We start from the raw sequence: 25948 nt of genomic DNA, 5'->3' as shown, positions 1-25948 counted from the left end.
GATGCGTAAGTCAGTTATTGCGATTATCATCATCGTGCTGGTAGTGCTGTACATGTCTGTCTTTGTTGTCAAAGAAGGCGAGCGCGGAATTACGCTGCGTTTCGGTAAAGTTCTGCGTGACGATGAAAACAAACCGCTGGTTTATGAGCCGGGCCTGCACTTTAAGATCCCGTTCATTGAGTCGGTGAAAACGCTTGATGCGCGTATCCAGACGATGGACAACCAGGCCGATCGCTTTGTAACCAAAGAGAAAAAAGACCTGATCGTTGATTCCTACATCAAATGGCGCATCAGCGATTTCAGCCGTTACTACCTGGCGACAGGCGGCGGCGATGTTTCTCAGGCCGAAGTGCTGCTGAAACGTAAGTTCTCTGACCGTTTGCGCTCTGAGATTGGTCGTCTGGATGTGAAAGACATCGTGACCGATTCCCGTGGCCGTTTAACGCTGGAAGTGCGTGACGCGTTGAACTCCGGTTCTGCGGGAACGGAAGATGAAGTGGCGACTCCGGCGGCGGATAGCGCGATTGCCGAAGCGGCTGAACGCGTTGCGGCAGAAACCAATGGCAAAGTGCCGGTGATCAACCCGAACAGTATGGCGGCGTTAGGTATCGAAGTGGTGGATGTGCGTATCAAGCAGATCAACCTGCCGACCGAAGTATCCGAGGCGATTTACAACCGTATGCGCGCCGAGCGTGAAGCGGTAGCCCGTCGTCACCGTTCACAGGGTCAGGAAGAAGCGGAGAAACTGCGCGCGACCGCCGACTATGAAGTGACCAGAACGCTGGCGGAAGCCGAGCGTCAGGGCCGCATTTCGCGTGGTGAAGGTGATGCCGAAGCCGCGAAACTGTTTGCCGATGCCTTCAGTCAGGACCCGGACTTCTACGCCTTCATCCGTAGCCTGCGTGCTTACGAGAAGAGCTTCGAAGGCAATCAGGACGTGATGATCATGAGCCCGGACAGCGATTTCTTCCGTTACATGAAGACACCGAATACGGCAACACGTTAAAATCGTATCAACGGTTTTAGATGAACAAAACCACCGGCATCCTCAGGGAGGCGGTGGTTTTCTTTTTATATAAGGACGATGGATGAATTCAACTATCTGGCTGGCGCTTGCCCTCGTTTTGGTGCTGGAAGGTTTAGGCCCGATGCTGTATCCCCGCGCCTGGAAGAAAATGATCTCTGCCATGACGCAACTGCCGGAAAATGTTTTACGTCGTTTTGGCGGCGGTCTTGTGGTTGCCGGAGTTGTTGTCTACTACATGTTGAGGAAAACGATTGGCTGATCAAAAAGTAGTCGTATTTGCCGATCTTAGCATGCAAAAAGTGCTGTATATCTGAAAAAGCGATGGTAGAATCCATTTTTAAGCAAACGGTGATTTTGAAAAATGGGTAACAACGTCGTCGTACTGGGCACCCAATGGGGTGACGAAGGTAAAGGAAAGATCGTCGATCTTCTGACTGAACGGGCTAAATATGTTGTACGCTACCAGGGCGGTCACAACGCAGGCCATACTCTCGTAATCAACGGTGAAAAAACCGTCCTCCATCTTATTCCATCAGGTATTCTTCGTGAGAATGTTACCAGCATCATCGGTAACGGCGTTGTGCTGTCTCCGGCTGCGCTGATGAAAGAGATGAAAGGGCTGGAAGACCGTGGTATCCCTGTCCGTGAGCGCCTGCTGCTGTCTGAAGCCTGTCCGCTGATCCTTGATTATCACGTTGCGCTGGATAACGCGCGTGAGAAAGCGCGTGGTGCGAAAGCGATCGGCACCACCGGTCGTGGTATCGGTCCGGCTTATGAAGACAAAGTGGCTCGTCGCGGTCTGCGCGTTGGCGATCTGTTCGATAAAGCTACCTTCGCTGTAAAACTGAAAGAAGTGATGGAATATCACAACTTCCAGCTGGTGAACTTCTACAAAGTGGAAGCTGTTGACTACCAGAAAGTGCTGGATGATGTGATGGCAATTGCCGACATCCTGACCTCTATGGTTGTTGATGTTTCCGATCTGCTGGACCAGGCGCGTAAGCGTGGCGATTTCGTCATGTTCGAAGGCGCGCAGGGTACGCTGCTGGATATCGACCACGGTACTTATCCGTACGTTACCTCCTCTAACACCACTGCGGGTGGCGTAGCGACCGGTTCTGGCCTGGGGCCGCGTTATGTGGACTACGTTCTGGGTATCATCAAAGCTTACTCCACTCGCGTGGGCGCGGGTCCGTTCCCGACTGAGCTGTTTGATGACACCGGCGAGTTCCTGTGCAAGCAGGGTAACGAATACGGTGCCACCACCGGTCGTCGTCGTCGTACCGGCTGGCTGGACTCCGTTGCTGTGCGCCGTGCGGTGCAGATCAATTCCCTGTCTGGCTTCTGCCTGACCAAACTGGACGTGCTGGACGGTCTGGAAGAGGTGAAAATCTGCGTGGCTTACCGTATGCCGGATGGCCGTGAAGTGACCACCACACCGCTGGCAGCGGATGACTGGGAAGGCATCGAGCCGATCTACGAAACCATGCCGGGTTGGTCTGAGTCCACCTTTGGCGTGAAGGATCGCAGCGGCCTGCCGCAGGCGGCGCTGAACTACATCAAACGTATCGAAGAACTGACCGGCGTGCCGATTGATATTATTTCTACCGGCCCGGATCGTACTGAAACGATGATTCTGCGTGACCCGTTTGACGCATAATTTGGGGTCATGGCGCAGTGCCTGATGGTGCTGCGCTTATCAGACCTGTTCACACTGTAGGCCGGATAAGGCGCTTTTCACCGCCATCCGGCTTAATACAGCGTAAGATCCTCGCTTTTTTCCTTCCCGAACTGAAATAAATTAGCGACCTGGCTGGTGGCTGGTTTATCATCAATGTAATTAATACAACTTGGTTTATCCCGTTTTCCCCTTTTCCTGAGGTTGATGTGCAGTTAACGAGTTTCACCGATTACGGATTACGTGCGCTAATCTATATGGCGTCGCTACCCGAAGGACGTATGACCAGTATTTCTGAGGTGACAGAAGTCTACGGCGTGTCCCGTAATCATATGGTCAAAATAATCAATCAACTTAGCCGGGCGGGCTTCGTTACTGCTATTCGAGGAAAAAATGGCGGTATCCGCCTGGGTAAACCGGCTAATGTTATTGTTATCGGTGATGTGGTTCGTGAGCTGGAACCTTTATCTCTGGTAAATTGCAGCAGCGAATTTTGCCACATTACTCCTGCCTGCCGACTCAAGCAGGCACTTTCGAAGGCCGTGCAAAGTTTTCTCAAGGAACTGGATAACTACACGCTTGCCGATTTGGTTGAAGAGAATCAACCGCTTTATAAATTATTGCTGGTGGAGTGACGAAAATCTTCATCAGAGCTGACAACGGAGGAACCGCCATGTCACAAGATCCTTTCCTGGAACGTGAAGCTGAAAAATACGCGAACCCTATCCCGAGCCGGGAATTTATCCTCGAACATTTAACAAAACGTGAAAAACCAGCCAACCGTGATGAGTTGGCTGCGGAACTGAACATTGAAGGTGAAGAGCAGCAGGAAGCCCTGCGCCGCCGTCTGCGCGCGATGGAACGCGACGGACAGCTGGTCTTTACCCGCCGCCAGTGCTATGCGCTGCCGGAACGCCTCGACCTGCTGAAAGGTACCGTTATCGGCCACCGTGATGGCTACGGCTTTTTGCGTGTCGAAGGACGTAAAGATGACCTGTATCTCTCCAGTGAGCAGATGAAAACCTGCATTCATGGCGATCAGGTACTGGCGCAGCCGCTGGGGGCCGATCGTAAAGGCCGCCGCGAAGCGCGTATCGTGCGCGTTCTGGTGCCGAAAACCAGCCAGATTGTCGGTCGTTACTTTACCGATGCTGGCGTGGGCTTTGTGGTGCCGGACGATAGCCGTCTGAGCTTCGACATCCTGATCCCGCCTGAAGAGGTGATGGGCGCGCGCATGGGCTTTGTGGTGGTGGTGGAACTCACCCAGCGCCCGACCCGCCGCACTAAAGCGGTCGGTAAAATCGTTGAGGTTCTCGGCGATAACATGGGCACTGGCATGGCTGTCGATATGGCGCTGCGCACCCATGAAATTCCTTATATCTGGCCGCAGGCGGTAGAACAGCAGATCGCCGGCCTGAAAGAAGAAGTGCCGGAAGAGGCGAAAGCAGGCCGTGTGGATCTGCGCGACTTACCGCTGGTGACGATTGATGGCGAAGACGCCCGTGACTTTGACGATGCGGTTTACTGCGAGAAGAAACGTGGTGGCGGCTGGCGCCTGTGGGTGGCTATCGCTGACGTAAGTTATTACGTGCGTCCGCCAACGCCGCTGGATCGCGAAGCGCGCAACCGTGGGACGTCGGTCTATTTCCCGTCGCAGGTTGTGCCGATGCTGCCGGAAGTGCTCTCCAATGGCCTGTGCTCGCTGAACCCGCAGGTTGACCGCCTGTGTATGGTCTGCGAAATGACCGTTTCATCAAAAGGGCGTTTAACCGGCTATAAATTCTACGAAGCGGTGATGAGTTCCCATGCGCGCCTGACGTATACCAAAGTCTGGCATATGCTACAGGGCGACCAGGACCTGCGTGAGCAGTATGCGCCGCTGGTCAGGCACATCGAAGAGCTGCATAACCTCTACAAAGTGCTGGATAACGCCCGCGAAGAGCGTGGCGGCATCTCATTTGAAAGCGAAGAAGCGAAGTTTATCTTCAATGCTGAACGTCGCATTGAACGTATCGAGCAGACGCAGCGTAATGACGCGCACAAGCTGATCGAAGAATGCATGATTCTGGCGAATATCTCGGCGGCGCGATTCGTTGAGAAAGCCAAAGAGCCTGCGCTGTTCCGTATTCACGACAAGCCGAGCACCGAGGCGATTACCTCCTTCCGTTCCGTTCTGGCGGAGCTGGGGCTGGAATTGCCGGGCGGCAATAAGCCGGAACCGCGTGATTATGCGGAGCTGCTGGAGTCGATTGCCGACAGGCCTGACGCGGAAATGCTGCAAACCATGCTGCTGCGCTCAATGAAACAGGCAATTTACGATCCAGAAAACCGTGGCCACTTTGGTCTGGCATTGCAGTCTTACGCGCACTTTACCTCACCGATCCGCCGTTATCCTGACCTGTCGCTGCACCGCGCTATTAAGTATCTGCTGGCGCATGAGCAAGGGCATAAGGGCAACACGACGGAAACGGGCGGCTACCACTATTCGATGGAAGAGATGCTGCAACTGGGCCAGCACTGTTCTATGACCGAGCGCCGTGCTGACGAAGCCACGCGCGACGTCTCTGACTGGCTGAAGTGTGACTTCATGCTGGATCAGGTGGGGAACGTCTTTAAAGGGGTGATTTCCAGCGTAACCGGGTTCGGCTTCTTTGTTCGTCTGGATGAACTGTTTATTGATGGTCTGGTACACGTCTCTTCGCTGGACAACGATTACTACCGTTTCGATCAGGTAGGGCAGCGTCTGATGGGGGAATCCAGCGGCCAGACCTACCGTCTGGGCGACCGCGTGGAGGTCCGCGTCGAAGCGGTCAATATGGATGAGCGTAAAATTGACTTTAGCCTGATCTCCAGCGAACGCGCCCCGCGCAACGTCGGTAAAACCGCGCGTGAGAAAGCGAAAAGAGGCGAAACGGCTAAAAATGCCGGTAAGCGTCGTCAGGTGGGCAAAAAGGTGAATTTCGAACCGGATAGCGCCTTCCGCGGCGAGAAAGCGAAAGGTAAGGCGAAGAAAGAGAAGAAAGCCAAAAATCCATCGGCAAAGACGCAGAAAATCGCTGCCGCGACAAAAGCGAAGCGCGCGGCGAAGAAAAAGTCAGCTGAGTAATTTCCCCCTCTCCCCCTGCGTGGAGAGGGCGTTTGTACTGTAGACCGGGCAGGCATCGCGCCGCCCGGCAAAATTGATCAATGAGAACCATCAATGAGTGAAATGATTTACGGCATCCACGCGGTGCAGGCTCTGCTGGAACGTGCGCCAGAGCGCTTTCAGGACGTCTTTATTCTGAAAGGGCGGGAAGATAAACGCCTGCTGCCGCTGATCCATGCGCTGGAAGCGCAGGGAGTGGTGATCCAACTGGCGAACCGCCAGTATCTTGATGAAAAAAGCGAGGGTGCGGTACATCAGGGGATCATTGCGCGCGTGAAGCCGGGACGCCAGTATCAGGAAAACGATCTTCCTGATCTGATCGCGAAGTTCGACAATCCCTTCCTGCTGATCCTCGACGGCGTGACCGATCCGCATAACCTCGGCGCCTGTCTGCGTAGCGCAGACGCCGCTGGCGTACATGCGGTCATTGTGCCGAAAGATCGTTCCGCACAGCTTAATGCAACGGCGAAAAAGGTGGCCTGCGGCGCAGCCGAAAGCGTGCCGCTGATCCGTGTGACCAACCTGGCGCGTACCATGCGTCTGTTGCAGGAAGAGAATATCTGGATTGTCGGTACGGCGGGCGAAGCTGACCATACGCTGTTCCAGAGCAAAATGACCGGCCGGATGGCGCTGGTGATGGGCGCTGAAGGCGAAGGGATGCGTCGTCTGACCCGCGAGCACTGTGATGAGCTGATTAGCATTCCGATGGCGGGCAGCGTGTCGTCGCTGAACGTCTCCGTCGCGACCGGGATCTGCTTGTTTGAAGCGGTGCGACAGCGCAGCTAAGCGCTTTTGACTGATGAAGCCATCCCTCGGGATGGCTTTTTTGTGACCGTTATCCCAGGCGTGTCCCCCGCAGGCTGACCATACTTAATGCGACTGCCATTGACGGAGGGAAACACAATGCACTGGCAAACGCATACCGTTTTTAACCAACCGGCACCGCTCAACAACAGCAATTTATTCCTGTCTGATGGCGCGCTTTGCGAGGCGGTCGCCCGTGAAGGCGCGGGCTGGGACAGCGATCTTCTCGCCAGCATCGGTCAACAATTGGGCACTGCGGAGTCGCTGGAGCTGGGGCGGCTGGCGAACGCCTTTCCACCTGAACTGCTGCGTTACGATCCACAAGGGCAGCGGCTGGACGATGTCCGTTTTCATCCCGCCTGGCATCTGCTGATGCAGGGCCTGTGCGCTAACCGTGTGCATAACCTGGCCTGGGAAGAGAACGCCAGACAGGGGGCATTTGTCGCGCGGGCTGCGCGTTTTATGCTGCATGCGCAGGTGGAAGCGGGTACGTTGTGTCCAGTCACGATGACTTTTGCCGCTACGCCGCTGCTGCTACAGATGCTGCCGCCTCCCTTTCACGATTGGTTAACGCCGCTATGCAGCGATCGCTATGATTCACACCTCCTGCCCGGAGGGCAAAAACGCGGCCTGCTGATTGGCATGGGCATGACGGAAAAGCAGGGCGGCTCCGATGTGCTGAGTAACACCACCCGGGCAGAGCGACTGGACGACGGCACCTGGCGCCTGGTGGGGCACAAATGGTTTTTCTCCGTGCCGCAAAGCGACGCGCACCTGGTGCTGGCGCAGACGAAAGGCGGATTATCCTGCTTTTTTGTCCCGCGTTTTTTGCCTGACGGGCAGCGAAACGGCGTTCGCCTTGAGCGGTTGAAAGACAAACTGGGCAACCGCTCTAATGCCAGTTGCGAGGTTGAGTTTCAGGATGCGGTAGGCTGGCTACTGGGTGAGGAAGGCGAGGGGATTCGTCACATACTGAAGATGGGAGGGATGACCCGCTTTGATTGCGCGTTGGGCAGTCATAGTATGATGCGCCGGGCGTTTTCCGTGGCGATTTACCACGCGCATCAGCGGCAGGTGTTCGGCAAGTCTTTGATTGATCAGCCCATGATGCGGCAGGTTTTAAGTCGTATGGCGCTCCAGCTTGAAGGCCAGACGGCGCTGCTGTTTCGTCTGGCTCGTGCGTGGGATCGTCGCAGCGACCCGAAAGAAGCGCTCCGGGCGCGTTTGTTCACGCCAGCCGCGAAGTTTGCTATTTGCAAAAGTGGCATCCCCTTTGTTGCCGAGGCGATGGAAGTGCTCGGTGGCGTTGGCTATTGCGAGGAGAGCGAGCTGCCGCGCCTGTATCGTGAGATGCCGGTCAACAGCATCTGGGAAGGGTCGGGAAACGTCATGTGTCTGGACGTGCTGCGGGTGCTGAGTAAACAGACCGGCGTCTATGAGCTGCTCAACGAGGCTTTTGCGGAGGTCAAAGGGCAGGATCGGCATTATGATCGGGCGGTACGTCAGCTGCAACAGCGCTTGCGCAAACCCGATGAAGCGCAGGGGCGGGAGATAACACAGCAGCTGTTCCTGCTCGGCTGCGGGGCGCAAATGCTGCGCTATGCTTCTCCGCCGTTGGCACAGGCCTGGTGCCAAATGATGCTGGACACGCGCGGCGTGTTACGCCTGTCTGAACAGGTGCAAAATGATCTGTTGCTGCGGGCAACGGGGGGATTGCGATAACGATTTGCCTGATGGCGGCGCGGGCGCGTCTTATCATGCCTGCGATCGGTGCAGGCCAGATAAGTTTACGCCATCAGGCAATCTGTTACGCATAAAGTATGGCTTGTACGCGCCAGTTATCGGGCTGCTGTTCTTCGTACATCTGGATAATCCGATACCACGAAGCGCCCTGCTCATCGGCTTTTAACGCAATGATACGTTCCACATCCTGCTGATTTCCCGAAATATTACTCACGGATATCAGACCAATTTCATTCAGGCCCGTTACGCAGTCCGCGCTGGCGAATTCGGCAGACTGCGCCGTCGTACTCACCAGACCGGCAGAAAGCAGCAGTGAGGATAAGGCAAGAGATCGTTTCATCGTCAGCTCCTTTTACGTGACCCCGCGTTCAACAGGGCATTCCATTGCGGTCATCCCATGATTTCATTGTGCACAGGTAAACGCATAGAGGCGCAAAGCAATGTAAAGCTGACTAAATTTCAACCTTCCGCTATTTACGATACAGGATGGCTTGCGAATACCATTGGCCTGTTACGATGGTTTCATCAACCAACAAAATAACGTAATAATCTGCTTTAGCGGCGGCGGCTTTCGCTCTGATCTCTGCCACAGCATCGTCAGGAGAACCCCGAACCATTGAGCTTACCGTTCCCAGGCGCTGCAACCCTTGTGTCTGGTCACGGCGAATTTCCTGAGGATGGTCAGCGACTGGCGGTGCTGGTTGCGGCGTCCCTTGCAATACGCTACAGGCGCTTAAAAACAGTACCAGCATCAATGGGGCGAACCGTCGCATAACTCTATCTCGTTTACTGATAGCCATAGTGTAGTGCCTTATTAATTTCCTTTAGGGGGAATGTTCCCAAATTGTTATCTCTCACGCGATTTTCGAATGAAAATAGAGTGAAAGCGTAATCCACTTCTCAACATTATGAATCATTGCCGTACTCATTAACTTGAGTTATGTATTTCTCCGTGGCATATCAGAGAAAGGGGGATATATGATAAAAATAGAAACACGGTACCTGGCAGGACATTCCATACTCCACGCGTTTCCTGACGGTAAATGTGACACGCCCCTTCCATGTATTATTTTTTACCACGGTTTTACCTCTTCCAGCCTGGTCTATAGCTACTTTGCGGTTGCCCTGGCGCAGGCCGGGTTCCGGGTTATCATGCCGGATGCGCCCGAGCATGGCGCGCGGTTTAGCGGTGATACGCAGGGGCGAATGACCCAATTCTGGCAGATTCTGCGGCAAAACATGCAGGAATTCGCTGCGTTACGTGCGGCAGTTCAACAGGAAAACTGGGTGCTGGAAGAACGTCTGGCCGTGGGGGGCGCATCAATGGGCGGTATGACGGCGCTGGGGATCATGGCCCGCCACCCGGAGGTAAAATGCGTCGCCAGCCTGATGGGGTCGGGTTATTTCACCCGACTGGCGCATACGCTTTTTCCGCCATTAATTCCTGAGACGCCTGAGCAACAGCGAGAATTTGACGACATTATTGCTCCCCTGACTGAGTGGGAGGTGGCGCATCAGTTGCCAAAACTGGCCGACCGGCCGCTGCTGCTATGGCATGGACAGGAAGATGACGTCGTCCCTGCGGTGGAAACGTTCCGCTTACAACAGGCGCTGATTCAGGCGAACAGGGATCAGAACCTGACCTGTCTGTGGGAGGCAGGCGTACGCCACCGTATTACGCCAGAGGCGCTGGCGGCAACGGTGTCGTTTTTCCGCCAGCATCTTTAAACGCGCAGAATGCTAACGCCTTGCGCTTCAAGCTGTTGCAGAATGTCAGGGTTAGCATTTTTGCCCGTAATCAGCGTGTCGATTTGATCGGCGCGGCTGAACAACATGCCTGCGCGCTCGCCGATCTTGCTGCTATCCACCAGCACCACCAGCTTCCCGACCACGCTGAGCATTTTCTGCTCGGCCATAGCGGTGAGCATATCGGTTTTATACAGACCGTCTGCGGTCAGGCCTTTGCCGCTGGTAAACATCCAGTGCCCGGCATACAGGCTGTTTTCGCTGCCCTGGGGACTAAGCGTGATGGACTGGCTCTTGTTGTACTGACCTCCCATGATGATCACGCTTTCATGTTCCTGATCGATCAGATAGTTCGCCAGCGGGAGATAGTTGGTGATGATCTGCACCGGCTTACCGCATATTTCTCTGCCCAGCAGAAAGGCGGTCGATCCACAGTTGATCACCACGCTTTCCCCAGGATTCACCAGTTGCGCTGCCGCTTTAGCAATGCGCACTTTTTCATCGTGGTTCTGCGCCTGATGCAGATTCATCGGCGTCCAGCGCGGACGTTGCTGAGCGATCGCTTCGGCGCCATTACGCACTTTTTTGAGCTTTCCGCTCTCATCGAGCTTGTTGATATCCCGACGCGCCGTGGCCGGTGAGATCCCCAGACGTTCGATCACATTCTCGACGGTAACAAAGCCCAATTGCGCCAGCATATCCAGCAATATTTGATGTCTTTGTGCTTCAGTCATGAGCTATTCCGATACGAATTGATTTTAAAAGATGATATTTGAAATAGCCTGAAAATACTAAAGTAAATATAGAAAAATGCCGGGAAAACCCGGCATCGGAGAACAATTACAGGAAGGATTTGAACGGTAAATCCGGTTCCATCGTGAAGCAGTCATCAAAACCACGCGGGTAGTGATATTCAAAGTTGTCTTTATCCAGTGGCCAGGTGAACTTACCGCCAACCTGCCAGATAAACGGCTTGAAGCCATACTTCAGGCGATCTTTTTTCATTTCCCACAGAACGCGGATTTCCTGCGGATCGGCCTGGAAGTTCGACCAGATATCATGGTGGAACGGAATCACGACTTTCGTGTTCAGCGCTTCCGCCATACGCAGCATGTCGGCGCTGGTCATCTTGTCGGTGATGCCACGCGGGTTCTCGCCATAGGAGCCGAGCGCCACGTCGATCTGATGCTCATTGCCGTGCTTCGCATAGTAGTTGGAGTAGTGGGAGTCGCCGCTGTGATACAGCGTACCGCCCGGCGTTTTGAACAGGTAGTTCACTGCGCGCGCGTCCATGCCGTCCGGCAGTACGCCCGCCGCCTTTTGATCGGCCGGAAGCGTGATGAGCGCAGTACGATCAAACGCATCAAGCGCATGAATTTCGATGTCTTTCACTTTCACAACATCGCCCGGTTTGACCACGATGCAGCGCTCTTTCGGCACGCCCCAGCCAATCCACAGGTCAACGCAGGTTTGCGGCCCGATGAAAGGCACATCGTTAGCGCAGTTTTGCATCACCGCTGCGGCGACGTTGACGTCGATATGATCGTTATGATCGTGAGTGGCCAGCACGGCATCGATCTGGCGAATCGCGAAAGGATCGAGAACAAACGGCGTGGTGCGCAGGTTCGGCTGCAATTTCTTCACCCCTGCCATACGCTGCATCTGATGGCCCGTTTTCATCAACGGATTGCCGTGGCTTTGTTTGCCGGTGCCGCACCAGAAATCAACGCATACGTTGGTGCCGCCTTCTGATTTCAGCCAGATGCCGGTGCAACCGAGCCACCACATAGCAAATGTGCCGGGCGCGACCTGTTCCTGTTCGATCTCTTCATTCAGCCAGCTTCCCCACTCAGGAAAGGTGCTCAGGATCCATGATTCACGCGTGATACTTTTCACTTTACTCATCGCATTTACCTTCATGTTTGTTCAAATTGAATCAGTGTGTGATTGGTTTTGATTAATCCTGACATTATTTTTTCAAGATGGCAACGGCATATTTTTGCTTGTGCAGGGCGGTCTGGAAGTAAAGGAGAACGTAATGAAGGGCGTATAACTATTGAAATTAAATATATCTATTTGATTAAAATGAGTTTTATTGATGGCTGGTTAACGTCGGGTTAATCCTTTTCTGAAGTGTGGGAATTATTTGCGTGGTGCGTCACAATTAATCAAATTCAATCTTGTTGTGATTACTTTTGAAAATTAGAGTGGTGACACAACAACCTGAGCGTACGCAGAGCTCAGCAACTTCGTCTACTGGAGATCGTTATGGAGATCCTCTACAACATCTTTACCGTTTTCTTTAACCAGGTTATGACCAATGCTCCGCTGCTACTGGGTATTGTCACCTGTCTGGGCTATATCCTCCTACGCAAAAGTGTCAGCGTTATTATCAAAGGTACGATAAAAACCATTATTGGTTTCATGTTATTACAGGCAGGGTCCGGCATCCTGACCAGTACCTTTAAGCCCGTCGTGGCGAAGATGTCTGAGGTGTATGGCATCAATGGCGCGATTTCTGATACTTACGCCTCCATGATGGCGACGATCGAACGCATGGGCGACGCCTACAGTTGGGTCGGGTATGCCGTGCTGTTAGCGCTGGCATTGAATATCGGCTACGTGCTGCTGCGCCGGATTACCGGGATTCGCACCATCATGCTTACCGGGCATATCATGTTCCAGCAGGCGGGGCTGATCGCGGTGTTCTTCTACATCTTCGGTTATCCGATGTGGACCACCATTATCTGCACGGCGGTTCTGGTGTCCCTGTATTGGGGGATCACCTCCAATATGATGTATAAGCCGACGCAGGAAGTCACAGACGGCTGTGGTTTCTCCATTGGTCACCAGCAACAGTTTGCCGCATGGCTGGCGTATAAAGTCGCGCCATATCTCGGTAAAAAAGAAGAGAGCGTTGAAGATCTCAAACTGCCCGGCTGGCTGAATATCTTCCACGACAATATCGTCTCCACGGCAATTGTCATGACCATCTTCTTCGGCGCGATCCTGCTCTCTTTTGGCCTGGATGTGGTTCAGGCGATGGCGGGTAAAACGCACTGGTCTATCTATATCCTGCAAACCGGCTTCCAGTTCGCTGTCGCTATTTTCATCATCACGCAGGGCGTGCGCATGTTTGTCGCCGAACTGTCCGAAGCATTTAACGGTATCTCTCAGCGTCTGATCCCCGGTGCTGTGCTGGCGATTGACTGTGCGGCGATTTATAGCTTCGCGCCGAACGCGGTGGTCTGGGGCTTTATGTGGGGCACGATTGGTCAGCTGATCGCCGTTGGTATTCTGGTAGGTTGCGGCTCCTCCATTCTGATCATCCCTGGCTTTATCCCAATGTTCTTCTCTAACGCCACGATTGGCGTGTTCGCTAACCACTTTGGCGGCTGGCGCGCGGCGCTCAAGATTTGCCTGGTTATGGGCATGATCGAAATCTTTGGCTGCGTCTGGGCGGTGAAACTGACCGGTATGAGCGCCTGGATGGGAATGGCGGACTGGTCGATTCTGGCGCCTCCGATGATGCAAGGCTTCGTCAGCATCGGGCTGATGTTTATGAGCGTCATGATACTGATTTCACTGGCTTATATGTTCTTCGCAGGGCGTACATTGCGCGCTGAAGAAGATGCAGAAAAACAACTGGCAGAACACTCTGCTTAATAAGGAGTTCCGATTATGACCGTACGTATTCTGGCTGTTTGTGGTTGTGGGCAAGGCAGTTCAATGATCATGAAAATGAAAGTTGACCAGTTTCTGACGCAGCAGGGCGTTGCGCACACGGTAAATAGCTGCGCAGTGGGTGAGTACAAAAGTGAGCTGAACGGCGCGGACATCATTATTGCCTCGACGCACGTCGCCAGCGAAATCACCGTCTCCGGTAATAAATATGTGGTGGGTGTGCGCAATATGCTTTCCGCCGCTGATTTTGGTCCGAAACTGATGGAAGTGATCAAAGAGCACTTTCCGAACGACCTGAAATAAGGACGCAGCATGAAATTACGTGATTCGCTGGCGGAGAATAAGTCCATTCGCCTGAATGCAGAAGCGAGCACCTGGCAGGAGGCGGTGAAAATCGGCGTAGACCTGCTGGTGGAAGCAGATGTTGTGGAGCCGCGTTACTACCAGGCCATTCTTGATGGCGTAGAGCGTTTTGGTCCGTATTTTGTGATTGCGCCAGGCCTGGCGATGCCGCATGGCCGCCCGGAAGAGGGCGTCAAAAAAACCGGCTTCGCGCTGGTGACGCTGAAAACGCCGATGGTCTTCAACCACGAAGATAATGACCCGGTCGATATCCTCATCACGCTGGCGGCAGTGGATGCCCGCGCGCATCAGGAAGACGGCATCATGCAAATCGTCAACCTGTTTGAAGATGAAGCCAACTTTGACCGTTTACGCGCCTGCCGTACCGAGCAGGATGTGCTGGATTTAATTGATAACGCCACTGCGGCGGCAGTTTAAGTAAGGAATAGAAATGTCATTACCTATGTTGCAAGTTGCGCTGGATAACCAGACGCTGTCCCACGCTTACGAAACGACCCGCCTGATCGCGGAAGAAGTCGATATTATCGAAGTTGGCACCATCCTGTGCGTGGGTGAAGGCGTACGTGCGGTACGCGATCTGAAAGCGCTTTATCCGCATAAGATCGTGCTGGCTGACGCCAAAATTGCGGACGCGGGGAAAATTCTTTCTCGTATGTGCTTTGAAGCCAACGCGGATTGGGTGACGGTTATCTGCTGCGCGGATATCAACACCGCCAAAGGCGCGCTGGAAGTAGCGCAAGAGTTTAACGGCGATGTGCAGATTGAACTGACCGGCTACTGGACCTGGGAGCAGGCGCAGGAGTGGCGCGATGCGGGGATTCAGCAGGTGGTTTATCACCGTAGCCGTGATGCACAGGCCGCTGGCGTGGCCTGGGGCGAAGCGGATATCAGCGCGATCAAACGTCTCTCTGATATGGGCTTTAAAGTGACCGTGACTGGCGGCCTGGCGCTGGAAGATCTGCCGCTGTTTAAGGGCATTCCAATCCATGTCTTTATTGCTGGTCGCAGCATTCGCGACGCCGCCTCTCCGGTTGAAGCCGCGCGTCAGTTCAAACGTTCTATCGCCCAGTTGTGGGGATAAGGAGCGGATATGCTGTCTAAACAGACTCCGTTTGGCATCTACGAAAAAGCGCTCCCCGCCGGGGAGTGCTGGTTGGATCGCCTGCGGCTGGCGAAAGAACTGGGCTTCGATTTCGTTGAAATGTCTGTCGATGAAACCGATGCCCGCCTGGCGCGCCTCGACTGGAACCGTGAGCAGCGCCTGGCGCTGGTGAGCGCTATCGCTGAGACCGGCGTGCGGGTGCCGTCCATGTGCCTGAGCGCGCATCGTCGCTTTCCGTTGGGCAGTGAAGATGATGCTGTACGTGCGCAAGGGCTGGAGATCATGCGTAAAGCCATTCAGTTTGCGCAGGACATCGGTATTCGCGTCATCCAGCTTGCGGGTTACGACGTGTACTATCAGGAGGCCAACAATGAAACGCGCCGTCGTTTTCGTGATGGGCTGAAAGAGAGCGTCGAAATGGCAAGCCGTGCCCAGGTCACGCTGGCGATGGAGATCATGGATTACCCTCTGATGAACTCCATCAGCAAAGCGTTGGGTTATGCGCACTATCTTAATAACCCGTGGTTCCAGCTTTATCCTGATATTGGCAACCTGTCAGCCTGGGATAACGATGTGCAGATGGAGTTGCAGGCTGGAATGGGGCATATCGTCGCGGTTCATGTCAAAGATACGAAGCCAGGCGTGTTCAAGAACGTGCCGTTCGGTGAAGGTGTCGTCGATTTTGAACGCTGTTTCGCCACGCTCAAGCAGAGTGGGTATTGCGGGCCATACCTGATTGAGATGTGGAGTGAAACGTCGGACGATCCGGCGCGTGAGGTGGCGAAAGCGCGTGATTGGGTGAAAGCGCGTATGGCCAGCGCCGGTCTGGTGGAGACAGCATAATGCAAAAACTCAGGCAGCACGTTTTTGAAGCCAATATGGATTTGCCGCGTTATGGCCTGGTGACTTTCACCTGGGGCAACGTCAGCGCGATCGACAGGGAGCGCGGGCTGGTGGTCATTAAGCCTAGCGGGGTGGCTTATGAAACCATGAAAGCGGACGATATGGTGGTGGTGGATCTCCAGGGCAATGTGGTGGAGGGGCAGTGGCGGCCTTCTTCCGATACCGCCACGCATCTGGCGCTGTACCGTCGTTACCCTTCGCTGGGTGGTATCGTGCACACGCACTCTACGCATGCCACGGCGTGGGCGCAGGCAGGGCTGGCGATCCCGGCGCTGGGCACGACCCATGCGGACTACTTCTTTGGCGATATCCCCTGTACCAGGGCGTTAACCGAAGAAGAAGTGCAGGGTGAATATGAGCTGAACACTGGCCATGTGATTATCGAAACGCTGGGTGACGGTCAGCCGCTACATACGCCTGGCATCGTGGTGTATCAGCACGGGCCGTTTGCCTGGGGCAAAGATGCGCATGATGCCGTGCATAATGCGGTGGTGATGGAAGAAGTCGCGCGGATGGCATGGATTGCTCGCGGTATCAATCCGGCGCTCAGCCCGATCGACGATTATTTAATGAATAAACATTTTATGCGTAAGCATGGGCCTGACGCCTATTACGGACAAAAGTAAGACACGTGCCCTGGAATCATTACTTCCTTCGGGATGTTACCGGCCTGATTCCGGGGCCGCTTTTGCCATAAAAAAGCCCCCGGTTAAGGGGGCAAGTCAAACTATGGCAATGTTCTCGTTGGTTTTTCCTGGTGCTAGCGATAAATATCCGCGCTGGCGCGCATGTTGCCGTTACTTCCCGGTTCCCGGGTCAGGATGGCGTGGTAGTACGTTGCGCCTCGCGCATCTGTCTCTTCATTCAATGCCTGATCTGCTTCACTTTCAGTGGCGAAGTTATGGTTTATATAAATCACGCCTAAGCTCTGCACATCATCCATATTTCGTGCCTGGTGATTATCGATTTTGATGGCTGCCATCGCGTTTGCACTGAGCAAAAGCGCAGCCAGAAGGGTCATAACACGCGCTCGCATACTGTACCTCCTCGACTGCTGTGTCTGGTTAGCAATATCTCCTGTAAGTGAATTGCTTCTGATTTAATTTTAATCGCTACCAGCGAAGTCGATAGCGACCATTTCTGATGCAGTTGTTCAAAAAATTGGCGCGATGCCATGTGATTAATTTTAAATCACATGGTTAACCTGTCTTTGCGCTTCGTGTGAATTTTTGCGCAATCAACTTGTGTTTCCTCATGGGCGCAAGTATTATGACGCGTCATTTTTCAGCCGACCTTTAACACGTTCCTTGCCTCCCCGGGATTCGGCTGACCCAGACAGGAGGCTGAATAATCCGTAAGGAGCAATTCGATGCGTCATTACGAAATCGTTTTTATGGTCCATCCTGACCAGAGCGAACAGGTTCCGGGCATGATCGAGCGCTACACTGGTGCAATCACTGGTGCAGAAGGCAAGATCCACCGTCTGGAAGACTGGGGCCGCCGTCAGCTGGCTTACCCGATCAACAAACTGCACAAAGCTCACTACGTTCTGCTGAACGTTGAAGCGCCGCAGGAAGTGATCGATGAGCTGGAAACTAACTTCCGCTTCAACGATGCCGTTATCCGTAGCATGGTAATGCGTACTAAGCACGCTGTTACCGAAGCATCTCCGATGGTTAAAGCGAAAGACGAGCGCCGTGAGCGTCGCGATGATTTCGCAAACGAAACCGCAGATGATGCAGATGCTGGGGATTCTGAAGAGTAATTTCTGATGACCAACCGTCTGGCGTTGTCCGGCACCGTGTGCAGGATGCCCCTTCGAAAGGTCAGTCCATCAGGAATTCCGCACTGCCAGTTCGTGCTTGAGCATCGTTCTGTGCAGGAGGAAGCCGGGTTTCACCGGCAGGCATGGTGTCAAATGCCCGTTATTGTTAGCGGACACGAAAACCAGGCCATTACTCACAGTATAACGGTCGGCAGCCGCATAACCGTTCAGGGGTTCATCTCTTGCCACAAGGCAAAGAACGGTCTGAGCAAAATGGTTCTGCATGCCGAGCAGATTGAATTGATAGATTCTGGAGACTAGCCATATGGCACGTTATTTCCGTCGTCGCAAGTTCTGCCGTTTCACCGCGGAAGGCGTTCAAGAGATCGACTATAAAGATATCGCTACGCTGAAAAACTACATCACCGAAAGCGGTAAGATTGTCCCAAGCCGTATCACCGGTACCCGTGCAAAATACCAGCGTCAGCTGGCTCGCGCTATCAAACGCGCTCGCTACCTGTCCCTGCTGCCGTACACTGATCGTCATCAGTAATCGGCCACGGTCCATTAATACGACTTTGAGAGGATAAGGTAATGCAAGTTATTCTGCTTGATAAAGTAGCAAACCTGGGTAGCCTGGGTGATCAGGTTAACGTTAAAGCGGGCTATGCTCGTAACTTCCTGGTACCACAGGGTAAAGCTGTTCCTGCTACCAAGAAAAACGTTGAGTTCTTCGAAGCACGTCGCGCTGAACTGGAAGCTAAACTGGCTGACGTTCTGGCTGCTGCAAATGCACGCGCAGAGAAAATCAACGCCCTGGAAACCGTAACCATCGCGTCCAAAGCTGGCGACGAAGGTAAACTGTTCGGTTCCATCGGTACTCGCGACATCGCTGACGCTGTAACAGCAGCAGGCGTTGAAGTGGCTAAGAGCGAAGTTCGTCTGCCGAACGGCGTTCTGCGTACCACTGGTGAGCACGAAGTGAACTTCCAGGTTCACAGCGAAGTATTCGCTAAACTGACTGTAAACGTAGTAGCTGAATAAGTTTTATTCTTCTATCGCGTAAAAACGCCGGCCTTGTGCTGGCGTTTTGCTTTTCTGCCCCCTGTTTTTCGCACTGGCTATTCTTTACCCTTTTCGGGATAATAAAAAATAAAACATTATTTCAAAGTGGTGATGGAATGGAGATAACCCACCAGCAACCCCTGTTCGCGCGTAAAAACGTTGTCTATCTGGGGGCGGCATTTTGTTGTCTGTTATGGGGAAGCGCCTACCCGGCGATAAAAAGCGGGTACGAGATCTTTCAGATTGCGACAGATGATATCCCGTCAAAAATTGTCTTTGCCGGATACCGTTTCTTGTTCGCGGGGTTATTGCTGCTGTTGCTGGCGATGGCGCAGCGTAAACCGATCGGCCGCTTAAGCCCGCGCCAGTTTGGCCAACTGACCCTGCTGGGGCTGACGCAAACCTCGCTGCAATATATCTTTTTCTATATCGGTCTGGCGTTCACCACGGGCGTGAAAGGATCGATCATGAATGCCACAGGCACTTTTTTTAGCGTGTTGCTGGCGCACTTCATCTACCAGAACGACAAACTGAGCTACAACAAAACCCTCGGCTGTATTCTTGGCTTTGCCGGGGTGATGGTGGTGAACTTCAACAGCGGGCTGATGGATTTCAGCTTTAGCCTGTTGGGTGATGGCTCCGTGGTGCTGGCTGCTTTTATTCTTTCTGCCGCGACCCTTTACGGTAAACGTATTTCGCAGACGGTTGACCCAACGGTGATGACGGGCTATCAGCTTGGCATCGGCGGCCTGGCGCTGGTGATTGGCGGCTATGCCTTCGGCGGCTCGCTCTCCGTGCACGGCCTCTCTTCTGTGGCGATTCTGGGCTATCTGACGCTGCTCTCGTCTGTTGCTTTTGCGCTGTGGAGCATTTTGCTCAAGTACAACCGCGTCGGGATGATTGCGCCGTTTAACTTCCTGATTCCGGTTTCCGGTGCGGTGCTGTCGGCGATTTTCCTCGGCGAAAATATTTTTGAATTGAAATATGCGGTTGCGTTGGTGCTGGTGTGTTCGGGGATCTGGTGGGTGAACAAGGTGAAGCGGTAACGCCTGATGGCGCTACCGCTTATCAGGCCTGCAATCGCGGGTGCCGTAGGCCGGATAAGGCGATGCCGCCATCCGGCAATTTGCGCGCTTAACGGGCGCGAATAAAGCTGCCGTTTGGCTGACGGGTAAACAGAACCTGTTGGTCATTACCGGTATCGATGGTCAATCCTGTCACCACGCCATTCGCATTCTGGCGGATCTGCACCATCTGGCCATCTTTCAGATTGCTCAGCGGCTTGCCTGCGCCTTCAACCTGCGCCATCGCGTAAACGTCCGTTGGCGGCAGGCCGTGGTCACGGAACAACTGCGCCAGCGTTTTACCTGACTCCACGCGATAGGAGCGCCACTGCTGGTCAATTCCCCCGTTCTGCTGGAAAGGCTGTGTTTGCGGCTGGGATTGCTGCGTCTGCGGCGGCTCTTCCGGTTGACCTTCCTGGATGGGTTCCGGCGCTACGGGGGCGACCTGTCCCGGATCGTTTTGCGGGGCGACCAGTTGCGCCTGAAGTTCGGCTTCCGTCGGCGGTTGCGACTGTGACTGGATATCTGTCTGGACATTACGCGTGACGACGGGCGTATCGCGGGTATCATTCGAGGGAAGCAGAAAACCGACCACCAGCACGATAGCGGCAATAATAATGCCACGGCGATGCATAGGCGGCAGCGGGTCCATGATGCGAAAATTGTCCGGTGCATGCCAGATTTTCGCCAGGGTTGGTTTTAGTTCAAAGCGCCCGGGCATGGCTTTCCTCCTGCTCCGCGTCTCGTTCCTCAATCATAGAGTATAGATGCCTAACGCTATGATGTTCGTAGTTATACCCGCTTTCGTGACATCAGCATGGGTTATTCTTATTGTTTCTTTTTCCCCGCGATTTGTCATCTCTTCCCGAGACAAAGTTTTACCGGAAGAGACGTGGCTGCTATGCTGCCCGCTACTTTACCTCCGATGAAAGGAAATATGATGGCAACCCCGACTTTTGACACTATCGAAGCGCAAGCAAGCTATGGCATTGGTTTACAGGTAGGGCAGCAGCTGAGCGAATCCGGTCTGGAAGGTCTGTTGCCTGAAGCGCTGGTGGCAGGTATCGCTGATGCGCTGGAAGGCAAACACCCGGCAGTGCCTGTTGATGTGGTGCATCGCGCGCTGCGTGAAATTCACGAACGTGCGGATGCCGTACGTCGCGAACGTTTCCAGGCAATGGCGGCAGATGGCGTCAAATATCTGGAAGAAAACCGTGAGAAAGAGGGTGTGAACAGCACCGAATCCGGTCTGCAATTCCGCGTGATCACCCAGGGTGAAGGCGCGATTCCGGCGCGTACTGACCGTGTACGCGTACACTACACCGGCAAACTGATCGACGGCACCGTCTTTGACAGCTCCGTTGCGCGCGGCGAACCGGCTGAATTCCCGGTGAACGGCGTGATCCCAGGCTGGATTGAAGCGCTGACCCTGATGCCGGTTGGTTCCAAATGGGAACTGACTATCCCTCAGGAACTGGCCTACGGCGAGCGTGGCGCGGGCGCGTCCATTCCTCCGTTCAGCACTCTGGTGTTTGATGTAGAACTGCTGGAAATCCTGTAAGCAGTGACTTCTGTTCCCCTCTTTGTTGGGGGGAACAGAAAATATGCAAGAAAACCGTAAGTTAGCCAGATGTCGATATTTTATCTTGCAAATGTAGCTATTGCGTGTATTTTTGTGAGCTAATTCGCGTTGCCAGAGTGATATGACACTCACTTTAAACATATAATTAACATTATATCTAAATCTTAGTATTCATCCCGCCGATTCTTACCTAATATCGATGAGTCCTGATAACAGGATCGTCGTATCATATGACGCACTAAAGGCCGCAGAGCCTGCACAACACAGACAGGTACAGGAAGAAAAAACATGGTAGATCAGGTAAAAGTCGTTGCCGACGAACAGGCACCGGCTGAACAGTCGCTACGGCGCAATCTCACAAACCGTCATATTCAGCTTATTGCGATTGGCGGCGCCATCGGCACCGGCTTATTTATGGGCTCCGGTAAAACGATCAGCCTCGCCGGGCCGTCGATCATTTTCGTTTATATGATCATCGGTTTTATGCTCTTTTTCGTCATGCGGGCAATGGGTGAATTGCTGCTCTCGAATCTGGAATATAAATCCTTCAGTGATTTCGCTTCCGACCTGCTCGGGCCGTGGGCAGGATATTTCACCGGCTGGACTTACTGGTTCTGCTGGGTGGTCACCGGGATGGCGGACGTCGTTGCGATTACCGCCTATGCGCAGTTTTGGTTCCCCGGCCTTTCCGACTGGGTCGCCTCGCTGGCGGTCGTTGTTCTGCTGCTGAGCCTTAACCTTGCGACCGTGAAAATGTTCGGCGAGATGGAGTTCTGGTTCGCGATGATCAAGATTGTCGCTATCGTGGCGCTGATCGTCGTCGGTCTGGTGATGGTTATGATGCACTTCAAATCACCGACCGGGGTTGAAGCGTCGTTTACTCATCTGTGGAATGATGGCGGCTGGTTCCCGAAAGGGATCAGCGGCTTCTTTGCGGGCTTCCAGATAGCGGTATTCGCGTTCGTGGGGATTGAACTGGTGGGCACCACCGCCGCAGAGACCAAAGACCCGGAGAAATCCCTGCCGCGCGCGATTAACTCAATCCCGATTCGTATCATCATGTTCTACGTTTTTGCGCTGATCATCATTATGTCGGTCACGCCGTGGAGCTCGGTAGTACCAACCAAAAGCCCGTTTGTTGAGCTGTTTGTACTGGTAGGACTGCCGGCCGCCGCCAGCCTGATTAACTTCGTGGTGCTGACGTCTGCGGCCTCTTCCGCCAACAGCGGCGTGTTCTCTACCAGCCGTATGCTGTTTGGTCTGGCGCAAGAGGGCGTGGCGCCGAAAGCGTTCGCTAAATTGTCTAAGCGCGCGGTGCCGGCGAAAGGGCTGACCTTCTCCTGTATCTGTCTGCTGGGCGGCGTGGTGATGCTGTACATCAATCCGAGCGTGATTGGCGCGTTCACCATGATCACGACGGTGTCGGCTATTCTGTTCATGTTTGTCTGGACCATCATTCTCTGCTCGTACCTGGTGTACCGTAAGCAGCGTCCGCACCTGCATGAGAAGTCCATCTATAAGATGCCGCTTGGTAAGCTGATGTGCTGGGTGTGTATGGCGTTCTTCGTCTTTGTGCTGGTACTGCTGACGCTGGAAGATGATACCCGTCAGGCGCTGATCGTCACGCCGCTGTGGTTTATTGCGCTGGGGCTGGGCTGGCTGTTTATCGGTAAGAAACGTATGGCAGGAGTGCGTTAATCTTGATGCCCGGTGGCGTAAAGCTTACCGGGCCTACGGATTGTAGGCCGGATAAGCGTTAGCGCCATCCGGCTACACATTATTCCCCGGCCAGTGCGCGCGGGAACAAGACGTTGTTTTCCAGACTGATGTGTTCCATCAGATCGTCAATCATTTCATTAATGCCGTTGTACATCGCTTTCCAGGTGGTGCAGGCTTCTGGCGGCGGCGTGACGTTGTTGGTGGTGTGTTTGATCACTTCCAGCAATTCGCCAGCGTCATCGTGTTCGCTTTCCATGACGCTAATCGGGCCCATTGCCTGGCTTCCGATGCCTTGTTTGATCATCGGGAACAGGATCTGCTCTTCTTTCATCATGTGGCTGGAAAGTTCCTGATGCAGCATAGTCAGGTATTTCGCCAGACCTTTCGGTACGCTGGGTTTGTCTGCGTGAACGCGTTCCACTTTGGTGGCTTGCAGGATCAGCTCCGGCAGTTGCTCGCGGTGTCTGTCGTGGTAGCGCACGATAATGTGGTCGATAATTTCGGCCAACGGCGCGGTACGCCAGTCCTTCTCAATCGGTTGTTCAGCCAACTGTGCCAGTTCTGCTTCAATGGCTTCTACATCCAGCTCTTTACGTGCAGCAGCGCGCGCGAGCGTCTGCTTACCACCGCAGCAGTAATCCATATCGTACTTACGAAACAGCGCCGAGGCGCGAGGAATAGAGAGCGCCAGTTCACCTAAAGGTTGATCGCGAAAAGACATAGCCGTTACCTCATTCTCAATAATATAAGATGTATTTTAAATGCATCTTTAAGCCGAAGATATAACCCTTTCGGGTCAGAATAAAATGTGATGACCATCACAAAAAAATGTTTGTGCCTTAACGTGCTGAATCTTATTGAAAAGGGCAGGAATACGCGCGGCAAGCCGCCGGACAAAATTAAATATGCCGGCGGCACTGCCGATAGTTAGACCTCTGACAATACCTGCATAGTAAAAGGCAACAAATGTTCAAACGAATCAAAGTTATAACCTTACTGATTATCGTGTTACTCGCCCTCGGCGCGATGCAGCTTATTTCGGCGGGCGTTTTTATCAGCGCGCTCAATAACGATAAGCAGAATTTTACCGTATCGCAGCGTTCCAGCCAGAACGTCGCGGAGTTTACCGATGTCTGGATCAGCCTGAACCAGGCGCGCGTCACGCTTAACCGCGGCATGTTGCGCCTGCAAAGCAGCATGGCCAATGAGATCAACGGCGGTCAGCTAAATGAACTGGTGAAGACGGCGAATGCTCTGCTGGCTGATGCGCAGCGTCATTACGATAAATATTACGCGCTGCCAGAAACGCCGGGGCTGGATGAACACCTGGCCGACCGTCTGGAAGAGCAGTACGGCATCTACTCCGCGACGCTGGCGAAAATGAATACCTTCCTTGCCGCAGGACAACTGGAAGAGATGTTCAAACAGAATGCGGAACAAAAACAGACGGCGATGCAGGACGTGTACCTGGAATGGCGTGCCGCGCAGGCCGAACTGACGAACGCGGGCATTCAACAAAATGAACAGGACTACCAGCGCATTCTGTGGATTCTGGCGGCCGTTATGCTGGCGGTTGTCGCGGTGATTGTGATTAGCTGGCTGGCAATGCAGCGTGTCTTACTTAAACCGTTGCATGATGTTATGGAACATATCCGCCATATTGCGGCAGGCGACCTGACGCGCAATATCCATACCGAAGGCAGTAATGAAATGGCGCTGCTGGCGCATAACGTACATGAGATGCAGCAGGCGCTGGCGAACACGGTCAGCGTGGTACGTGAAGGCGCTGACACGATCTATACCGGTGCGGGTGAAATTGCGACAGGCAGTAGCGATCTCTCTTCACGTACTGAACAGCAGGCTGCATCGCTGGAAGAGACTGCCGCCAGTATGGAACAACTCACCGCAACCGTGAGACAGAACGCCGACAACGCGCGTCAGGCGTCCAGCCTGGCGAAAAATGCCTCTGAGACGGCGCAGAAGGGCGGCAACGTAGTGGACGGCGTTGTGCGCACGATGGATGAAATTGCCACCAGCTCCAGCAAAATCGCGCAGATCACCAGCGTTATCGACGGTATCGCATTCCAGACCAATATCCTGGCGCTGAACGCGGCGGTGGAAGCCGCTCGCGCGGGCGAACAGGGCCGTGGCTTTGCGGTGGTCGCTGGCGAGGTACGCACGCTGGCGCAGCGTAGCGCGCAGGCGGCGAAAGAGATCAAAACGCTGATTGATGACTCCGGTAATCGAGTCAGCGCGGGTTCCGCGCTGGTGCATGAAGCGGGGGAAACGATGGCGGAAATTGTCAGTGCGGTAACGCGTGTGACCGACATCATGGGGGAGATTGCCTCTGCATCTGATGAACAAAGTCGCGGCATTGACCAGGTTGGCCTGGCGGTGGCGGAGATGGATCGCGTGACGCAGCAGAACGCCGCGCTGGTGGAAGAGTCGGCGACTGCCGCCGTTGCGCTTGAAGAGCAGGCGGCACGTCTGACCCAGACGGTAGCAGTGTTTAAAGTTTAACCTCTGCTCCGGCCTACAGGATAATATCTTGTAGGCCG

Annotated in this window: 29 protein-coding genes; 22 read left to right on the top strand and 7 right to left on the bottom strand. The window is 53.9% G+C overall.

Annotated elements, in window-relative coordinates; translation table 11 throughout:
* Position 1: 1 nt before the first annotated feature.
* From hflC to FD428_RS19155, 7 genes are all read left to right on the top strand, one after another.
* Complete coding sequence (hflC, locus tag FD428_RS19185; protein ID WP_012134436.1) at positions 2–1006, top strand: protease modulator HflC; 1005 nt, start codon at positions 2–4, stop codon at positions 1004–1006.
* A gap of 82 nt (positions 1007–1088) precedes the next feature.
* Positions 1089–1286 (top strand): DUF2065 domain-containing protein, encoded by a 198-nt coding sequence (locus FD428_RS19180; protein WP_024130795.1) that lies wholly within the window; start codon positions 1089–1091, stop codon positions 1284–1286.
* Positions 1287–1388: 102 nt separating this feature from the next.
* The gene (gene purA / locus FD428_RS19175; protein WP_012134433.1) at positions 1389–2687 is read left to right on the top strand and encodes an adenylosuccinate synthase; all 1299 of its coding nucleotides are present in this window, start codon (positions 1389–1391) and stop codon (positions 2685–2687) included.
* 227 nt (positions 2688–2914) lie between these two features.
* Positions 2915–3340, top strand: a complete 426-nt coding sequence (gene nsrR, locus FD428_RS19170) for a nitric oxide-sensing transcriptional repressor NsrR (protein WP_024130794.1) — start codon at positions 2915–2917, stop codon at positions 3338–3340.
* A 38-nt stretch (positions 3341–3378) separates the two neighbouring features.
* Entirely contained in the window at positions 3379–5811 is a 2433-nt protein-coding gene (gene rnr, locus FD428_RS19165; protein ID WP_024130793.1) for a ribonuclease R, read from the top strand.
* A 93-nt stretch (positions 5812–5904) separates the two neighbouring features.
* Positions 5905–6636 carry a 23S rRNA (guanosine(2251)-2'-O)-methyltransferase RlmB gene (gene rlmB, locus FD428_RS19160; protein WP_012134428.1) on the top strand — a complete coding sequence of 244 codons (732 nt, stop codon included), beginning with the start codon at positions 5905–5907 and terminating at the stop codon, positions 6634–6636.
* A gap of 117 nt (positions 6637–6753) precedes the next feature.
* Positions 6754–8376 (top strand): isovaleryl-CoA dehydrogenase, encoded by a 1623-nt coding sequence (locus FD428_RS19155; protein ID WP_114848030.1) that lies wholly within the window; start codon positions 6754–6756, stop codon positions 8374–8376.
* 85 nt (positions 8377–8461) lie between these two features.
* On the opposite strand, the gene yjfN is transcribed toward FD428_RS19155, so the two are convergent.
* Together yjfN and bsmA are read right to left on the bottom strand one after the other, a co-directional pair.
* Positions 8462–8737 (bottom strand): DUF1471 family protease activator YjfN, encoded by a 276-nt coding sequence (gene yjfN / locus FD428_RS19150; RefSeq protein ID WP_012134425.1) that lies wholly within the window; start codon positions 8735–8737, stop codon positions 8462–8464.
* 130 nt (positions 8738–8867) lie between these two features.
* Positions 8868–9197: a biofilm peroxide resistance protein BsmA gene (gene bsmA / locus FD428_RS19145; protein ID WP_012134424.1), complete on the bottom strand. Its 330-nt coding sequence runs from the start codon at positions 9195–9197 to the stop codon at positions 8868–8870.
* A 178-nt stretch (positions 9198–9375) separates the two neighbouring features.
* Between bsmA and yjfP the strand changes: the two genes are divergently transcribed.
* The gene (yjfP, locus tag FD428_RS19140) at positions 9376–10125 is read left to right on the top strand and encodes an esterase (protein WP_114848029.1); all 750 of its coding nucleotides are present in this window, start codon (positions 9376–9378) and stop codon (positions 10123–10125) included.
* On the opposite strand, the gene ulaR is transcribed toward yjfP, so the two are convergent.
* Together ulaR and ulaG are read right to left on the bottom strand one after the other, a co-directional pair.
* Positions 10122–10877 (bottom strand): HTH-type transcriptional regulator UlaR, encoded by a 756-nt coding sequence (gene ulaR / locus FD428_RS19135; protein WP_012134422.1) that lies wholly within the window; start codon positions 10875–10877, stop codon positions 10122–10124. The genes yjfP and ulaR overlap by 4 nt on opposite strands.
* Before the next feature lie 106 nt (positions 10878–10983).
* A complete protein-coding gene (ulaG, locus tag FD428_RS19130) occupies positions 10984–12048 on the bottom strand; it encodes an L-ascorbate 6-phosphate lactonase (protein WP_047459442.1) in 1065 nt (354 codons plus the stop codon).
* 363 nt (positions 12049–12411) lie between these two features.
* Here ulaG and ulaA point away from each other — a divergent pair, with 363 nt between their 5' ends.
* From ulaA to FD428_RS19100, 6 genes are read left to right on the top strand one after another with little or no spacing between them, the layout of a single operon-like run.
* Positions 12412–13809 carry a PTS ascorbate transporter subunit IIC gene (ulaA, locus tag FD428_RS19125; RefSeq protein ID WP_012134419.1) on the top strand — a complete coding sequence of 466 codons (1398 nt, stop codon included), beginning with the start codon at positions 12412–12414 and terminating at the stop codon, positions 13807–13809.
* A gap of 15 nt (positions 13810–13824) precedes the next feature.
* The gene (gene ulaB, locus FD428_RS19120; RefSeq protein ID WP_024130790.1) at positions 13825–14130 is read left to right on the top strand and encodes a PTS ascorbate transporter subunit IIB; all 306 of its coding nucleotides are present in this window, start codon (positions 13825–13827) and stop codon (positions 14128–14130) included.
* 9 nt (positions 14131–14139) lie between these two features.
* Positions 14140–14607 carry a PTS ascorbate transporter subunit IIA gene (gene ulaC, locus FD428_RS19115; protein ID WP_012134416.1) on the top strand — a complete coding sequence of 156 codons (468 nt, stop codon included), beginning with the start codon at positions 14140–14142 and terminating at the stop codon, positions 14605–14607.
* A 13-nt stretch (positions 14608–14620) separates the two neighbouring features.
* Positions 14621–15271 carry a 3-keto-L-gulonate-6-phosphate decarboxylase UlaD gene (ulaD, locus tag FD428_RS19110; protein ID WP_024130789.1) on the top strand — a complete coding sequence of 217 codons (651 nt, stop codon included), beginning with the start codon at positions 14621–14623 and terminating at the stop codon, positions 15269–15271.
* A 9-nt stretch (positions 15272–15280) separates the two neighbouring features.
* Entirely contained in the window at positions 15281–16135 is an 855-nt protein-coding gene (locus FD428_RS19105) for an L-ribulose-5-phosphate 3-epimerase (protein WP_114848028.1), read from the top strand.
* A complete protein-coding gene (locus FD428_RS19100) occupies positions 16135–16821 on the top strand; it encodes an L-ribulose-5-phosphate 4-epimerase (RefSeq protein WP_049010941.1) in 687 nt (228 codons plus the stop codon). Before FD428_RS19105 ends, FD428_RS19100 begins: the two co-directional genes overlap by 1 nt.
* Before the next feature lie 134 nt (positions 16822–16955).
* Here the strand turns inward: FD428_RS19100 and yjfY are convergent, their stop codons facing one another.
* Complete coding sequence (yjfY, locus tag FD428_RS19095) at positions 16956–17231, bottom strand: DUF1471 family protein YjfY (RefSeq protein ID WP_024130788.1); 276 nt, start codon at positions 17229–17231, stop codon at positions 16956–16958.
* A gap of 333 nt (positions 17232–17564) precedes the next feature.
* Here yjfY and rpsF point away from each other — a divergent pair, with 333 nt between their 5' ends.
* The 5 genes from rpsF (at position 17565) to FD428_RS19070 (ending at position 20071) form a co-directional block, all read left to right on the top strand.
* Entirely contained in the window at positions 17565–17960 is a 396-nt protein-coding gene (rpsF, locus tag FD428_RS19090) for a 30S ribosomal protein S6 (protein WP_012134408.1), read from the top strand.
* A gap of 6 nt (positions 17961–17966) precedes the next feature.
* Entirely contained in the window at positions 17967–18281 is a 315-nt protein-coding gene (gene priB, locus FD428_RS19085) for a primosomal replication protein N (RefSeq protein ID WP_012134407.1), read from the top strand.
* Between the two features lie 4 nt (positions 18282–18285).
* Positions 18286–18513 carry a 30S ribosomal protein S18 gene (gene rpsR, locus FD428_RS19080; RefSeq protein WP_000135199.1) on the top strand — a complete coding sequence of 76 codons (228 nt, stop codon included), beginning with the start codon at positions 18286–18288 and terminating at the stop codon, positions 18511–18513.
* A 41-nt stretch (positions 18514–18554) separates the two neighbouring features.
* Complete coding sequence (gene rplI / locus FD428_RS19075) at positions 18555–19004, top strand: 50S ribosomal protein L9 (protein WP_012134405.1); 450 nt, start codon at positions 18555–18557, stop codon at positions 19002–19004.
* 137 nt (positions 19005–19141) lie between these two features.
* A complete protein-coding gene (locus FD428_RS19070; protein ID WP_012134404.1) occupies positions 19142–20071 on the top strand; it encodes a DMT family transporter in 930 nt (309 codons plus the stop codon).
* A gap of 88 nt (positions 20072–20159) precedes the next feature.
* On the opposite strand, the gene FD428_RS19065 is transcribed toward FD428_RS19070, so the two are convergent.
* The gene (locus tag FD428_RS19065) at positions 20160–20810 is read right to left on the bottom strand and encodes an OapA family protein (RefSeq protein WP_012134403.1); all 651 of its coding nucleotides are present in this window, start codon (positions 20808–20810) and stop codon (positions 20160–20162) included.
* A gap of 219 nt (positions 20811–21029) precedes the next feature.
* Between FD428_RS19065 and fklB the strand changes: the two genes are divergently transcribed.
* Positions 21030–21650 (top strand): FKBP-type peptidyl-prolyl cis-trans isomerase, encoded by a 621-nt coding sequence (gene fklB, locus FD428_RS19060; protein WP_024130787.1) that lies wholly within the window; start codon positions 21030–21032, stop codon positions 21648–21650.
* A 309-nt stretch (positions 21651–21959) separates the two neighbouring features.
* Positions 21960–23369 carry a D-serine/D-alanine/glycine transporter gene (cycA, locus tag FD428_RS19055; RefSeq protein WP_012134401.1) on the top strand — a complete coding sequence of 470 codons (1410 nt, stop codon included), beginning with the start codon at positions 21960–21962 and terminating at the stop codon, positions 23367–23369.
* A 79-nt stretch (positions 23370–23448) separates the two neighbouring features.
* Here the strand turns inward: cycA and ytfE are convergent, their stop codons facing one another.
* Positions 23449–24111, bottom strand: coding sequence for an iron-sulfur cluster repair protein YtfE (gene ytfE, locus FD428_RS19050; RefSeq protein ID WP_114848027.1), 663 nt, complete (start codon positions 24109–24111; stop codon positions 23449–23451).
* Positions 24112–24356: 245 nt separating this feature from the next.
* Here ytfE and FD428_RS19045 point away from each other — a divergent pair, with 245 nt between their 5' ends.
* Positions 24357–25910 carry a methyl-accepting chemotaxis protein gene (locus tag FD428_RS19045; protein ID WP_114848026.1) on the top strand — a complete coding sequence of 518 codons (1554 nt, stop codon included), beginning with the start codon at positions 24357–24359 and terminating at the stop codon, positions 25908–25910.
* Positions 25911–25948: the final 38 nt, after the last annotated feature.

It is taken from the genome of Citrobacter sp. TBCP-5362 (assembly GCF_005406305.1).
GTDB classification, from domain to species: domain Bacteria; phylum Pseudomonadota; class Gammaproteobacteria; order Enterobacterales; family Enterobacteriaceae; genus Citrobacter_B; species Citrobacter_B koseri.
Note: the sequence above shows the minus strand (reverse complement) of the source record. Positions and strands in the feature narration are given on the sequence as shown.